Annotated in this window: 13 protein-coding genes; 4 read left to right on the plus strand and 9 right to left on the minus strand. The window is 70.1% G+C overall.

Annotated elements, in window-relative coordinates:
- Nucleotides 1-89: 89 nt before the first annotated feature.
- The 3 genes from guaB to U9R90_RS13395 form a co-directional block, all read right to left on the minus strand.
- Nucleotides 90-1,601: an IMP dehydrogenase gene (gene guaB / locus U9R90_RS13385; RefSeq protein ID WP_411056671.1), complete on the minus strand. Its 1,512-nt coding sequence runs from the start codon at nt 1,599-1,601 to the stop codon at nt 90-92.
- Nucleotides 1,602-1,784: 183 nt separating this feature from the next.
- Complete coding sequence (locus tag U9R90_RS13390; RefSeq protein WP_411056672.1) at nt 1,785-2,360, minus strand: sigma-70 family RNA polymerase sigma factor; 576 nt, start codon at nt 2,358-2,360, stop codon at nt 1,785-1,787.
- 277 nt (nt 2,361-2,637) lie between these two features.
- Nucleotides 2,638-3,249, minus strand: a complete 612-nt coding sequence (locus tag U9R90_RS13395; RefSeq protein WP_003948568.1) for a response regulator transcription factor — start codon at nt 3,247-3,249, stop codon at nt 2,638-2,640.
- Between the two features lie 377 nt (nt 3,250-3,626).
- On the opposite strand from U9R90_RS13395, the gene U9R90_RS13400 reads away from it, so the two are divergent.
- Nucleotides 3,627-3,956, plus strand: coding sequence for a WhiB family transcriptional regulator (locus U9R90_RS13400; protein ID WP_411056673.1), 330 nt, complete (start codon nt 3,627-3,629; stop codon nt 3,954-3,956).
- 113 nt (nt 3,957-4,069) lie between these two features.
- On the opposite strand, the gene U9R90_RS13405 is transcribed toward U9R90_RS13400, so the two are convergent.
- The gene (locus U9R90_RS13405; RefSeq protein WP_411056674.1) at nt 4,070-4,966 is read right to left on the minus strand and encodes a LysR family transcriptional regulator; all 897 of its coding nucleotides are present in this window, start codon (nt 4,964-4,966) and stop codon (nt 4,070-4,072) included.
- Between the two features lie 158 nt (nt 4,967-5,124).
- Between U9R90_RS13405 and U9R90_RS13410 the strand changes: the two genes are divergently transcribed.
- Both U9R90_RS13410 and U9R90_RS13415 read left to right on the plus strand, forming a co-directional pair.
- On the plus strand, nt 5,125-6,684 hold the full coding sequence (locus U9R90_RS13410) for a multicopper oxidase family protein (protein WP_411056675.1): 1,560 nt from the start codon (nt 5,125-5,127) through the stop codon (nt 6,682-6,684).
- A 21-nt stretch (nt 6,685-6,705) separates the two neighbouring features.
- Complete coding sequence (locus tag U9R90_RS13415; RefSeq protein ID WP_411056676.1) at nt 6,706-7,479, plus strand: SDR family NAD(P)-dependent oxidoreductase; 774 nt, start codon at nt 6,706-6,708, stop codon at nt 7,477-7,479.
- A gap of 93 nt (nt 7,480-7,572) precedes the next feature.
- Here U9R90_RS13415 and groL read toward each other — a convergent pair whose 3' ends face one another.
- The 3 genes from groL to U9R90_RS13430 all read right to left on the minus strand — a co-directional run bounded on the left by groL (nt 7,573) and on the right by U9R90_RS13430 (nt 10,762).
- Nucleotides 7,573-9,201, minus strand: coding sequence for a chaperonin GroEL (gene groL / locus U9R90_RS13420; RefSeq protein ID WP_411056677.1), 1,629 nt, complete (start codon nt 9,199-9,201; stop codon nt 7,573-7,575).
- A 119-nt stretch (nt 9,202-9,320) separates the two neighbouring features.
- Nucleotides 9,321-9,629, minus strand: coding sequence for a co-chaperone GroES (gene groES / locus U9R90_RS13425; protein WP_055418319.1), 309 nt, complete (start codon nt 9,627-9,629; stop codon nt 9,321-9,323).
- A 212-nt stretch (nt 9,630-9,841) separates the two neighbouring features.
- Complete coding sequence (locus tag U9R90_RS13430; RefSeq protein ID WP_411057731.1) at nt 9,842-10,762, minus strand: polysaccharide deacetylase family protein; 921 nt, start codon at nt 10,760-10,762, stop codon at nt 9,842-9,844.
- A gap of 90 nt (nt 10,763-10,852) precedes the next feature.
- On the opposite strand from U9R90_RS13430, the gene U9R90_RS13435 reads away from it, so the two are divergent.
- Nucleotides 10,853-12,097: a THUMP-like domain-containing protein gene (locus U9R90_RS13435; RefSeq protein WP_411056678.1), complete on the plus strand. Its 1,245-nt coding sequence runs from the start codon at nt 10,853-10,855 to the stop codon at nt 12,095-12,097.
- Here the strand turns inward: U9R90_RS13435 and U9R90_RS13440 are convergent.
- Together U9R90_RS13440 and U9R90_RS13445 are read right to left on the minus strand one after the other, a co-directional pair.
- On the minus strand, nt 12,026-12,472 hold the full coding sequence (locus tag U9R90_RS13440) for a hypothetical protein (RefSeq protein ID WP_411056679.1): 447 nt from the start codon (nt 12,470-12,472) through the stop codon (nt 12,026-12,028). The genes U9R90_RS13435 and U9R90_RS13440 overlap by 72 nt on opposite strands.
- A 73-nt stretch (nt 12,473-12,545) precedes the next feature.
- Entirely contained in the window at nt 12,546-13,841 is a 1,296-nt protein-coding gene (locus U9R90_RS13445; RefSeq protein WP_411056680.1) for an RNA polymerase sigma factor, read from the minus strand.
- Nucleotides 13,842-13,881 lie beyond the last annotated feature (40 nt).

A 13,881-nucleotide genomic window follows, 5' to 3' on the forward strand; every position in this document is an offset into this window, starting at 1 on the left:
TCTCCGGTCTGCGCGTACCAGTATCCCCGACACACGCGGCTGAGCCCGCGGGCGGCATGGCCCGCGGGCTCCTGAAGCTCAACGGCCGGTCAGCGGCGCGAGTAGTTCGGCGCCTCGACCGTCATCGCGATGTCGTGCGGGTGGCTCTCCTTGAGCCCGGCGGCCGAGATCCGTACGAACCGGCCCTTGGCCTTCAGCTCCGGGATGTCCGCCGAGCCGACGTACCCCATGGAGGCCCGCAGACCGCCCACCAGCTGGTGCGCGACCGAGGAGAGCGGACCGCGGTAGGGCACCTGGCCCTCGATGCCCTCGGGCACCAGCTTGTCCTCGGACAGGACGTTGTCCTGGAAGTAACGGTCCTTCGAGTACGAGCGGGCCTGGCCGCGCGACTGCATCGCGCCCAGCGAGCCCATGCCGCGGTACGACTTGAACTGCTTGCCGTTGATGAAGACCATCTCGCCCGGCGACTCCTCGCAGCCCGCGAGCAGCGAGCCGAGCATCACCGAGTCGGCACCGGCGGCGATCGCCTTGGCGATGTCGCCGCTGTACTGCAGGCCACCGTCGCCGATCAGCGGCACACCCGCGGGGCCACAGGCCTTGGCGGCCTCGTAGATCGCGGTCACCTGGGGCACGCCGATACCGGCGACCACGCGCGTGGTGCAGATGGAGCCGGGCCCGACGCCCACCTTCACGCCGTCCACACCGGCGTCGATCAGCGCCTGGGCGCCGTCGCGGGTGGCGACGTTGCCGCCCACGATGTCGACGTCGATGTGCGTCTTGAGCTTGGCGATCATGTCGAGGATGCCGCGGCTGTGGCCGTGCGCGCTGTCCACGACCAGGAAGTCGACACCGGCCTCGACCAGGGCCTGCGCCCGGTCGTACGCCTCGTCGCCGACGCCCACCGCGGCACCGACGACCAGGCGGCCCTCTGCGTCCTTGGCGGCGTTCGGGTACTTCTCGGCCTTGACGAAGTCCTTGACCGTGATGAGGCCCTTGAGGATGCCGGCGTCGTCGACCAGCGGCAGCTTCTCGATCTTGTGGCGGCGCAGCAGCTCCATGGCGTCCTCGCCGGAGATGCCGACCTTGCCGGTGACCAGCGGCATCGGCGTCATGACCTCGCGGACCTGGCGCGAGCGGTCCAGCTCGAAGGCCATGTCGCGGTTGGTCACGATGCCGAGCAGCTTGCCCGCGGGGTCGGTGACCGGCACGCCGCTGATACGGAACTTGGCGCACAGGGCGTCGGCTTCGTGCAGCGTGGCGTCCGGCGAGACCGTGATCGGGTCGGTCACCATGCCGGACTCGGAGCGCTTCACCAGGTCGACCTGGTTGGCCTGGTCCTCGATGGAGAGGTTGCGGTGCAGCACACCGGCGCCGCCCTGCCGGGCCATGGCGATGGCCATCCGGGCCTCGGTGACCTTGTCCATCGCGGCGGACAGCAGGGGAAGGTTCACCGTGACGTTCCGCGAGATCCGGGACGAGGTGTCGACCTTGTTGGGCAGCACCTCGGAGGCGCCCGGCAGCAGCAGGACGTCGTCGTAGGTCAGCCCGAGCATCGCGAATTTCTCCGGTGCTCCGGCTCCGTCGTCGACGAGATCAGTCATGACACCTTCCCCAATGCTCTTGCCAGCCGCGGACCACCATGCTAACGGGCCCCAGCGGTACTTCATTCCACGATCGCATCACCCCTGATCACGATCTCTGTACTTTTCTACGAAGCTACCGCTGTACGTTTCTACGAAATCCGTGCGGCCGGGGTGGCCGTGCGGCCAGGCGGACCGGGGTGGTCACTGCTCGGCGAGGGCCCGCAGCCTGCTCAGTGCCCGGTGCTGGGCGACCCGGACGGCGCCCGGTGACATCCCCAGCATCTGGCCGGTCTCCTCGGCCGTGAGCCCGACGGCGATCCGCAGCAGGAGCAACTCGCGCTGGGTCTGGGGCAGGTTGGCGAGGAGTTTCTTGGCCCACTCGGCGTCGCTGCTGAGCAGCGCCCGCTCCTCGGGGCCGAGCGAGTCGTCGGGCCGCTCGGGCATCTCGTCCGAGGGCACCGCGGTGGAGCCGGGGTGGCGCATCGCGGCCCGCTGCAGGTCGGCGACCTTGTGCCCGGCGATGGCGAAGACGAAGGCCTCGAAGGGGCGGCCGGTGTCCTTGTAGCGCGGCAGCGCGAGCAGGACGGCGACACAGACTTCCTGGGCCAGATCCTCCACGAAGTGCCGCGCGTCACCCGGAAGGCGGGACAACCGGGTGCGGCAGTAGCGCAGCGCGAGGGGGTGTACATGGGCCAACAGGTCGTGGGTGGCCTGCTGGTCGCCTTCGACGGCGCGATGGACGAGGGCACCAATCGCCGTCGTCTCGTCATCACGCATCGGTCCATGGTGCCTTGGCTCCGACCGATCCGTGACACCGCGCCCATAGTTGTGCACTGAAGCGTTATGAGCAGGTGCGCCGGAACTCATCTCCTGCGCCCTCCCCTCCCGCTCGATCGACTCGTCCCCGAGGAACTCCACACTCCAAGGATGCGGCATCGCGCGGGAAACGGCGTAAGCCACCACCGCGAGGAGCACTTCCACGCACCCGCCGCCCCGTCCGCACCAGGGCGGACGGGACCAGAACGGCGCGCGGAATCCCCGCGGCGGCGCGGTCTCAGCGGACCAGGCCCCAGCGGAAACCGAGCGCGACGGCGTGCGCGCGGTCCGAGGCGCCGAGCTTCTTGAAGAGCCGCCTGGCGTGGGTCTTGACGGTGTCCTCGGAGAGGAACAGCTCGCGCCCGATCTCGGCGTTCGACCGGCCGTGGCTCATGCCTTCGAGCACCTGGATCTCACGCGCGGTGAGGGTCGGCGCGGCACCCATCTCGGCCGAGCGCAGTCTGCGCGGGGCGAGCCGCCAGGTCGGGTCGGCGAGCGCCTGGGTGACGGTCGCCCGCAGTTCGGCGCGCGAGGCGTCCTTGTGCAGATAGCCGCGGGCACCGGCGGCGACCGCGAGCGCGACGCCGTCCAGGTCCTCGGCGACCGTGAGCATGATGATCCGGGCGCCGGGGTCGGCGGAGAGCAGTCGGCGGACGGTCTCGACACCCCCGAGACCCGGCATGCGTACGTCCATCAGAATCAGGTCCGAGCGGTCGGCACCCCAGCGGCGGAGGACTTCCTCGCCGTTGGCCGCCGTCGTGACACGCTCGACGCCGGGAACGGTCGCGACCGCACGGCGGAGCGCCTCTCGGGCAAGCGGGGAGTCGTCGCAGACGAGGACGGATGTCATGGCCGCCCTCCGCAGCTGATGCGCGTCACCTTGAGCCTCCAGGCTGGGTACGAATCGTCACCTGTGCGATTGACGCCCTCGGACACCTGCCCGAGAGCTTGAGTTCTCAACCGCCTCGCACTCTCAACGACGGTCACTCGAAAGAGTTACGGGTCCGTCGACCCCCTTCGACACTCTACGTGAGGGCGCAGACACGGGACAGGCACCGCAGGTCACCGAAGGTTCGCCTGGAGCGATGCCCCATTTAGCGGATTTTCTTCCCTTTCATTGGTGTCTCTAGCTAGATTCACCATGGATCATATTTTCATCTACTAGGACAGTAGATGTACGGTCATCGAGCACTGAACCCGCTCACCACGGTTGCAAGGGGACACGCAATGGCAGATTTCTCCCGCCTTCCCGGACCGAACGCAGATCTGTGGGACTGGCAGCTCCTGGCCGCCTGCCGCGGGGTCGACAGCTCGCTCTTCTTCCACCCGGAAGGCGAGCGGGGCGCGGCGCGCAGCGCACGCGAGACCTCAGCCAAAGAGGTCTGTATGAGATGCCCGGTCCGCGCGCAGTGCGCCGCGCACGCGCTGGCGGTCCGCGAACCGTACGGGGTCTGGGGTGGACTCACCGAAGACGAGCGCGAAGAACTCATGGGGCGCGCCCGGCACCGCCTGGTCACGGCGTCCGCCGCCTCGGGCGCGAGCACACCCGGTCACTGACCTCACCGCACCGACTGCGAGGAGGAACGTTTTTCTTCGGGGGCGGACTCAGCGCGCCGCCGCACCGTGGTCCAGCGCGCCGCCGCACCCTGGTCCAGCGCGCCCGCACTGGTTCAGCGCGCCGCCGCACCCGCCAACCGGTCGAGGGTCGCCACCACAGCGGGCACCTGGGCCAGGTCGGGAAGCGTGAGCGCGACGATCTCGCGCCGCACCGCCGGCTCCACCGTCACCGAGCGGGCACCCTTGGGACGTACCGACTCCAGAGCCAGCTCCGGCAGCACCGCGACCCCGAGCCCTGCGCCGACCAGGCCGATCACCGCGGGGTAGTCGTCGGTCGCGAAGTCGATACGCGGGGTGAAGCCCGCTCCCTCGCAGACCTCCACCAGCTGCTTGCGGCAGCGCGGGCAGCCCGCGATCCAGGGCTCGTCGGCGAGGTCCCCGATGGCGACCGTCTTCGCGCCGGCGAGCCGGTGCCCCTCGGGGACCAGGCCGACCAGGCGGTCGGCGAGCAGAGGCCGTACGACCAGATCGCTCCAGTCGTCGGTCGCGCTCGCGCCCTCGTAGCGGAAGGCGAGGGCCACATCACAGTCCCCCTCGCGCAGCATCTCGACCGAGCGCGGGGGCTCGGCCTCCACCAGGGAGACCCGGGTGCCCGGGTGTGCGGCGCGCAGGGCGGCCAGCGCGGTGGGCACCAGTGTCGAGCTGCCGCTGGGGAAGGAGACCAGGCGCACCCGGCCGGCGCGCAGCCCCGCGATGGCGGCGACCTCCTCCTCGGCCGCGGTCAGCCCGGCGAGGATGCCCGCGGCGTGCCGGACCAGGGCCTCGCCGGCCTGGGTGAGGCGCATCTCGCGGCCCGTACGGATCAGCAGCGGGGTACCCGTGGAGTGTTCGAGCGCCTTCATCTGCTGGCTCACCGCGGGCTGGGTGCAGCCCAGTTCGCGGGCGGCGGCGGAGAAGGAGCCGGTGGCGGCCACGGCGCGCAGCACACGGAGATGACGGGCCTCGATCATGCGTCGAGCATAAGCGAAACTTGGAGAGCAGCGCGAATACAGCGCTGAGGCTTTGCCATCTGAGGGGTCGGGGCCAGGGTCCCGTAAGGGGCGGGCCGGGGTCGGTTCAGGGCACTGCCCGATGCCGCGCCCCGCCCGCCAACGGGATCGTCGATGGCATGAATCCAACGGGTGGGGAAACGGGGAACAGGCCGAGCAGGCTCAAGCGGGTGCTGGTCACCCTCGGTGTGGTCGTCGGCGTACTGATCGCCGCGGTCGGCGGCGGATTCGCGTGGCTGTGGACCAGCGCGGACGTCAGCACCGTCGGCAAGGTGTCCTTCCGCAACGAGCTGGCCATCCCGCCACTCGCGAAGTCCACGGTCGACGCCGACGGCACCCGGGTCTTCGACCTGCGCATGCAGGCGGGCGAGACCGAGTTCAAGGACGGGCGGCCAACCCCGACCTGGGGCTTCAACGGCAGCTACCTGGGCCCGACCCTGCGCGCCGAACGCGGCGAGAAGGTCAAGGTGCGGGTAGCCAACGGCCTGGACGAGGCGTCCACCGTGCACTGGCACGGCATGCACCTGCCCGCGAAGATGGACGGCGGCCCGCACCAGATGGTGCGGCCCGGTGGCACCTGGTCCCCGAGCTGGAAGGTCGACCAGCCCGCCGCGACGCTCTGGTACCACCCGCACCCGCACGGCGCCACGGAGAAGCACGTCCAGCGCGGCCTCGCCGGGATGTTCATCCTCGACGACAAGGACGGCACGAAGGCCGCGAAGCTGCCGCTGCCGAAGAGGTACGGCGTCGACGACCTGCCGGTGATCGTGCAGGACGTGAAGTTCGACGGCGCGAAGTTCGACCACGGCCACGGGATGATGCAGAGCGTCGGTTTCCTGGGCGACCAGACGCTGGTCAACGGCACCCTCGACCCGTATCAGGAGGTCGGTGACGAGCTGGTGCGGCTGCGGCTGCTCAACGCCTCGACCGCGCGCACCTACGCCTTCGGCTTCTCCGACAGCAGGCAGTTCGCGCTGATCGGCACCGACGGCGGGCTGCTGGAGAAGCCGGTGCGGATGGGCGGCCATCTGCGGCTGTCGCCCGGCGAGCGGGCCGAGGTCGTGGTGCGGATGGAGCCGGGCGAGAAGACCGTGCTGCGCAGCTACCCGCAGCGGCTCGGCGACTCGTTCGCGACCCGGTTCGGCGGGGGCGACGACTCGTTCGACGTACTGGAGCTGCGGGCCAAGGACACCCTGCGGCCGTCCCCCGAACTCCCCGACGAGCTGGGCGAGCTTGAGGTCCCTGAGGGTAAGGACGCGGCGCGCGGGCGGCACTTCGACCTGAAGATGTCCGGGATCAACGGCCGGAAGATGGACATGGGCCGGATAGACGAGACGGTCACCCGGGGCACCGAGGAGGTCTGGACCGTACGCAACAGCAACGGCATGGCGCACAACTTCCATGTGCACGACGTGCAGTTCCGCGTCCTTGAGGTGGACGGCGAGGCCCCGCCGCCCGAACTGCGCGGCGCCAAGGACACCGTCTTCGTGCCGGACGGCTCGACGGTGAAGCTCGCGATGCGGTTCGACGGACCACCGGACCCGGATGTCCCGTACATGTACCACTGCCATCTGCTGTCGCATGAAGACGGCGGCATGATGGGCCAGTTCGTGGTCGTCGAGAAGGGTCAGCGGGCGGGGACGCCGCCGCGGGGACAGCAAGGGCAGCACGACCACTGAGCGTCACACTAGCCTTGGGCCATGACTACGGCTCTGATTACCGGATCGACCGCAGGCATCGGCGCCGCGTTCGCGCGGCGCCTCGCCGCGGACGGGCACAACCTGGTGCTGGTCGCCCGTGACACCAAACGGCTCCAGGAGCAGGCGACCGAACTGCACGACCGGCACGGCATCGAGGCCGAGGTGCTGACCGCCGACCTGTCGACCGACGACGGCATCGAGGCCGTCGAGACCCGGCTGGGCGACCGCAGGAACCCGGTCGACCTGCTGGTCAACAACGCGGGCTTCGGCAACAAGGGCCGCTATCTCGAGGTCTCCATGGCCGACGAGCTGACGATGCTGAAGGTGCACTGCGAGGCGGTGCTCCGGCTGACCTCGGCGGCCGCCGACTCGATGCGGGAGCGCGGGCGCGGCGGTGTCGTCAACGTGGCCTCGGTGGCGGCCTTCGTGCCGCGCGGGACGTACGGCGCGTCCAAGGCGTGGGTCGTGCAGTTCACGCAGGGCGCGGCGAAGGACCTGGCGGGTTCGGGGGTGCGGCTGATGGCGCTGTGCCCCGGCTTCGTACGTACGGAGTTCCACCAGCGGGCCGGGATGGGCACGGACAACATCCCCAACTGGATGTGGCTGGACGCGGACAAGCTGGTGACCACCGCGCTGGCCGACCTGGCGCGCGGCAAGTCGCTGTCGATTCCGGACCCGCGGTACAAGGCCATGATGGGCGTGGTGAAGGTGACGCCGCGCGCGCTGCTCGGCGGCATCAGCTCCCGTACGGGCCGCAAGTACGGGCCGCAGTAGGAGCCGTGGAACAACGCGAAGGCCCGGCACCCCGTGGCGTTTTTCCAGGGGTGCCGGGCCTTCGTCAGCTCGGCTCAGAGAGCTCGCACCAGGTCAGTGCGCGTGGCCGTGGCCGTGCCCACCGGCAGCGGCCTCGTCGTCCTCGGCCGGCTTCTCGACGACCAGGGTCTCGGTCGTGAGCAGCAGCGAGGCGATCGACGCGGCGTTCTCCAGGGCGGAGCGGGTGACCTTGACCGGGTCGATGACGCCGGCCTTGACCAGGTCGCCGTACTCACCGGTCGCGGCGTTGAAGCCGTTGCCCTTGTCGAGCTCGGCGACCTTGGCGGTGATGACGTAGCCCTCGAGGCCGGCGTTCTCGGCGATCCAGCGCAGCGGCTCGACGGCGGCGCGGCGGACGACGGCGACACCGGTGGCCTCGTCGCCCTCCTTGCCGAGGTTGCCCTCGAGCACCTTGACGGCGTGCACCAGAGCGGAGCCACCACCGGAGACGATGCCCTCCTCGACCGCGGCGCGGGTCGCGGAGATGGCGTCCTCCAGACGGTGCTTCTTCTCCTTGAGCTCCACCTCGGTGGCGGCACCGACGCGGATCACGCACACGCCGCCGGCCAGCTTCGCGAGGCGCTCCTGGAGCTTCTCGCGGTCCCAGTCGGAGTCCGTGGTCTCGATCTCGGCCTTGATCTGGGCGATGCGGCCCTGGACGTCCTCGGCGTTGCCGCCGCCGTCCACGATCGTGGTGTCGTCCTTGGTGATAGTGACGCGGCGGGCGGTGCCCAGCACGTCAAGACCGGCCTGGTCCAGCTTGAGGCCGACCTCTTCGGCGATGACCGTGGCACCGGTGAGGGTGGCCATGTCGCCGAGCATCGCCTTGCGGCGGTCGCCGAAGCCGGGGGCCTTGACGGCCACGGCGTTGAACGTGCCGCGGATCTTGTTGACGACGAGGGTGGAGAGCGCCTCGCCCTCGACGTCCTCGGCGATGATCAGCAGCGGCTTGGAGCCACCCTGCTGGATGACCTTCTCAAGGAGCGGCAGCAGGTCCTGGATCGAGGCGATCTTGCCCTGGTGGATCAGGATGTACGGGTCGTCGAGGACGGCCTCCATACGCTCCTGGTCGGTCACCATGTACGGCGACAGGTAGCCCTTGTCGAAGGCCATGCCCTCGGTGAAGTCGAGCTCCACGCCGAAGGTGTTGGACTCCTCGACGGTGATGACACCGTCCTTGCCGACCTTGTCCATGGCCTCGGCGATGAGCTCGCCGATCTGCTTGTCCTGGGCGGACAGCGCGGCGACGGCGGCGATGTCGCCCTTGGAGTCGATCGGACGCGCGGTCGCGAGCAGCTCGTCGGAGACGGCCTTGACCGCGGCGTCGATGCCCTTCTTCAGGGCGGCCGGGGAGGCACCGGCGGCGACGTTGCGCAGGCCCTCGCGGACCAGGGCCTGGGCGAGCACGGTGGCGGTGGTGGTGCCGTCACCCGCGATGTCGTTGGTCTTGGTCGCCACCTCCTTCACCAGCTGGGCGCCGAGGTTCTCGTACGGGTCGTCGACCTCGACCTCACGGGCGATGGTGACGCCGTCGTTGGTGATGGTGGGGGCGCCGAACTTCTTGTCGATGACGACGTTGCGGCCCTTGGGGCCGATCGTCACCTTGACCGTGTCGGCCAGCTTGTTGACGCCGCGCTCAAGGGCGCGACGGGCGTCCTCGTCGAACTTCAGGATCTTCGCCATGGAGCTGTCTCAAGTCCTCTCAAAAAAGAACCGCGCCCCTGTCCACCCGGCGATTCTTGGATTCACGGGGGCCAGGGGCGCGGTACACAACTTCGGGAGCTGTCTGACTCCCTGGTGAACTACTTCTCGACGATCGCGAGGACGTCGCGAGCCGAGAGGACGAGGTACTCCTCGCCGTTGTACTTCACCTCGGTGCCGCCGTACTTGCTGTAGAGCACGACGTCGCCGACGGTCACGTCGAGCGGAAGACGGTTGCCGTCCTCGAAGCGACCCGGGCCCACGGCCAGGACGACGCCCTCCTGGGGCTTCTCCTTGGCGGTGTCCGGAATAACCAGGCCAGAGGCCGTGGTCTGCTCGGCGTCGAGCGGCTGGACCACAATGCGGTCCTCAAGCGGCTTGATGGCAACCTTGGAGCTGGTGGTCGTCACGGTCCGGTCTCCCCCTTCGGAGATCTCACGGGGTTAACTGTTCTGGGGTGGCGACCAGGTGGATCCGTCGTCGCGGGTGCCGGACCTGCCCGTCGCTACTGGCACTCTCCAGTGGGGAGTGCCAGACCTGAGACTATGACCGCGATTAGCACTCGGTCAAGCGGAGTGCCAATGAGTCCCTCTGGCGTCGAGGTGACGGACGGCGCGGCGGGTCACAGATAGTCCTCCAGTCTGGCCACCGCGTACCCCTTGTCGGTCACCGTCTTCATCATCTGGCGGATCATGTCGGGCATGGTGCCCTTCCAGTCCTCCTTGCCCCGGAAGTGGGTGAGGATGATGTCGCCGGGGTGCAGGTCGCGGTCCCACTCGCGCCAGTCCATACGGTCCACGAAGGCCTCGGCGTTCCACAGCGGTACGGCCTTGATGCCGCAGGACTTGGCGGCCCGCAGGGTGTCGCCGTTGTAGTTGCCGTACGGCGGGCGGAAGAGCTCGGGCCGCTTGCCGTAGCGCTTCTCGATGACGTCCTGCATGCCGCAGATCTCGCGCTTCTGCTGCTCGTAGGAGAGCCCGGGCAGATACCGGTGGTTGAGGGTGTGGTTGTTGAGGACCACCCCGCGGTCCTGCATCTTCTTGAAGTAGCCGTAGTCCTCCTTCACCAGGTAGTCGCTGAGGAAGGCGGTGTACGGGATCTTGAGCTCGCTCATCATCCGGAGCAGCTCGGGGTCCTTCTCCGCGCCGTCGTCGATCGTCAGGAAGACGACCTTGTCCTTGGTCGGGATGGTGGTGAACACGGGCGGCAGCTTCTTGTGCCCGGCGACCTCGAAGCCCCGGCGGGTACTGATCGACGGCTTCTTGGCGGGCGGCTTGGGCGGGGTCAGCGGCATCTTGGCCAGGCCCCAGCGCTTGACCGCGGCCACCTTCGCGGCCCGCTGTTCGGCGGCGCGCTTCTTGGCCTGCTTGGCCCGTTCCGCCTGCTGCTGACCGGGGGCGGGCTCGACCGGGGCCTTCGCCGACTCGCCGGAGGCGCAGCCCGAGGCGATGGCGGCCGCGGTGAGGACGGCCAGCCCCGCCCTAACCCGCACACCCCACCTCCCGGAGCTATTTTCCTTTTGTCGCACTAGTCCTGTTCGCATGGCGTCGGATCCTGTCAGCGCACCGCACCGCCGACGGTCAGGCACCGCCGCCCGGCGCGCACGATCCACCGACTGGCCGACAATGGCCGGGTGAACGACCTCGACTCCGGCCTCGACCCCGATCTCGCCGCCTTCGCCGCCCTGCGCACCGACGAGGGCCAGGCGCTGCTCGCCGAGCTGCGCGACCACGACCCCGCGCAGGAGCTGGCGCTCGCCACCCGGCTGCGCCGCGACCACCCGGCCGAGCTGGTCTCCGCCGCGCTGGGGCAGGCGCGGCTGCGGCAGCGGGCGGCCGCGAAGTTCGGCGTGGACGACGCGCGGCGGATGTACTTCACACCGAACGGCGTCGAGCAGGCGACCAGGACGGCGGTCGCCACGTACCGCGCGGAGCGCTTCCACGCGCTGGGCGTACGGAGTGTGGCGGACCTCTGCTGCGGCATCGGCGGCGACGCGATCGCGCTCGCCCGCGCCGGGATCGCCGTACTGGCCGTGGACCGGTCCCCGCTGACCGGCGAGGTGGCCCGCGCCAACGCGGCGGCGCTCGGCCTGGACGCGCTGATCGAGGTGCGCCACGCGGATGTCACGGACGTGGACACGACGGCGTACGACGCGGTCTTCGTGGACCCGGCGCGCAGGGGCGGACGCGGCCGTATCTTCGACCCGGAGGCGTACTCCCCGCCCCTGTCCTGGGCGGTCGAGGCCGCCCGCAAGGCCCCGCGCGCCGCGCTGAAGATCGCCCCCGGTATCCCGCACGAGGCGGTACCCGAGGACGCCGAGGCGGAGTGGATCTCAGACGGCGGCGATGTGAAGGAGGCCGTGCTCTGGTTCGGAAGTGAGTCCACGGGCGAGTCCGGCAGCGGCACCGCCCCGCAGCCCGCGTCGATGCGCGCCACCCTCCTCCCGAGCGGCGCGACGCTGCACGCACCCCTGGCCGCGATGCTGCCCGACCCCGAACCCCGTCCCGTGGGCCGCTACCTCTACGAGCCCGACGGTGCCGTCATCCGCGCACACCTGGTCGCCGAGGTCGCCCGGCAGGTCGCCGGGGGGCTCATCGACCCGATGATCGCGTACGTCACGAGCGACACGCTGCACCCGACCCCGTTCGCCACCGCCTACGAGATCACCGATCAGCTGCCGTTCAACGTGAAGAAGCTCAAGGCCCTGTTGCGCGAGCGCGAGGTCGGCGTCCTGACGGTGAAGAAGCGCGGCTCAGCCGTGGAACCGGAGGAACTCCGCCGCAAAATGAAGCTCCAGGGCAAGCGGTCAGCGACGGTCTTCCTGACCAGGGTCGCCGACGCCCCCACCATGCTCATCGGAGCCCCAGCCACCGCCTAGTTCCCCAAGTTCCCCCCGGTCGGTCAGCTCCTCCGCGAACACCTGGGACAGCGGCTGCGGCCCCACGTACTGCTGGCAGTTGCACTGTCCCGCCTCGAAGCGGACCGGCTTCTTGTTCTCGTCCCAGTCCGTCGCCAGCTCGACCCGCTCATGGCACCGGCCCTGCTTGTCGTGCTTGGCCAGGTGATGGGTGCACCCGCACACCGGCTCCGGCGGCTTGTGCGCCGCCTCGACCGCCAGCCGCTCCTGCTTCGCCGCTTCCATCAGCTCCAGCTTGCGCTCATGCCGATGACGCAGCGCCGTACGGACGTTGTCAGCGGCCCACGCGAAGCCGCCCGTCCAGAAGATGATGAGCACCACCCAGAACCAGCCCATCAGCCGCCCCTTCCCCTCTGCGCGGCACGCCCGCCATTTCAGAATAGACGGCACCCCCGTTCGAACCACGCCCTCAGGTTCGCCCCGACTGCCCGCCAGGGCGCGCCCCGCACTCGGCCGCGCGCCCCAGCAACAGCGCCCGCTCCCGCTCGTTGCGGGTCAGGGACGCCGCGTGCGCGAAGTCCGCGCGGGCCTCGTCCCGGCGGCCCAGCCGGGACAGCAGGTCGCCGCGGACACTGAACAGCAGGTGGTAGTCGCGTAGGGCGGGTTCCGCGGCCAGGGTCTCCACCAGGAGCAGTGCGCGCTCGGGTCCGTAGGCCATGGACACGGCGACCGCACGGTTGAGCTCCACGACCGGCGACGGGGCGCGGGTGGCGAGAAGGTCGTACAGGGCGGCGATCTGCTGCCAGTCGGTGTCCGCGTAGGTGTGCGCGTGGGCGTGGCAGGCGGCGATGGCGGCCTGCAGGACGTACGGGCCGTGGGCACCGGACGCCACGGACTCGGCGCGGGCGAGTGCCGCGAAGCCGCGGCGGATCAGCAGGCGGTCCCAGCGCGCCCGGTTCTGGTCCGCGAGCAGCACCGGCTCGCCCGCAGGCCCGGTACGGGCGCCCGAGCGCGCGGCCTGGAGTTCCAGCAGCGCGGCCAGGCCGTGCACTTCGGGCTCCTTGGGCATCAGCCCGGCGAGCACGCGGGCGAGGCGCAGCGCGTCCTCGCACAGCCCGGGCCGCAGCCAGTCGTCCCCCTCGGTCGCCGCGTACCCCTCGTTGAAGATCAGGTAGATGACCTCCAGTACGGAGTCGAGCCGGGCCTCACGGTCCGGCCCGTACGGCACCTCGAAGGCGACGTTCTTCGTGGCGAGCGTCCGCTTGGCGCGGACGATCCGCTGGGCGACGGTCGCCTCGGGTGCCAGGAACGCACGGGCGATCTCCGGCGTGCTCAGGCCCCCGAGGAGCTTCAGGGTGAGGGCGATCCGCGCCTCGGCGGAGAGCACCGGGTGGCAGGCGGTGAAGACCAGCCGCAGCAGGTCGTCGTCGATGTCGTCGGCGTACGGGTCGATGTCGGCCGGGTCGTCGACGCCCTGGGGCGCGGACTCCAGGTCCCGCCCCATCTCCGCGAGCTTGCGCGCGTACCGCTCCCGTCGGCGTACGAGATCGACGGCGCGGTGCTTGGCGGTGGCCATGAGCCAGGCGCCCGGGTTGTCCGGGACACCCGACTCCGGCCACTGCTCCAGCGCGGCGACCAGGGCGTCCTGCGCCAGTTCCTCGGCGATGCCGACGTCGCGCACAATGCGCGTGACACCGGCGATGATCCGCGCGGACTCGATCCTGAACACCGTCTCGACCGTGTCGGTCGCCCTTGTTCCCGTCACGGCCACTCATCACAGCAGCCACCGGGATGGAGAGCAACCG

Source organism: Streptomyces sp. E11-3, from assembly GCF_046540415.1.
Classification (GTDB): domain Bacteria; phylum Actinomycetota; class Actinomycetes; order Streptomycetales; family Streptomycetaceae; genus Streptomyces.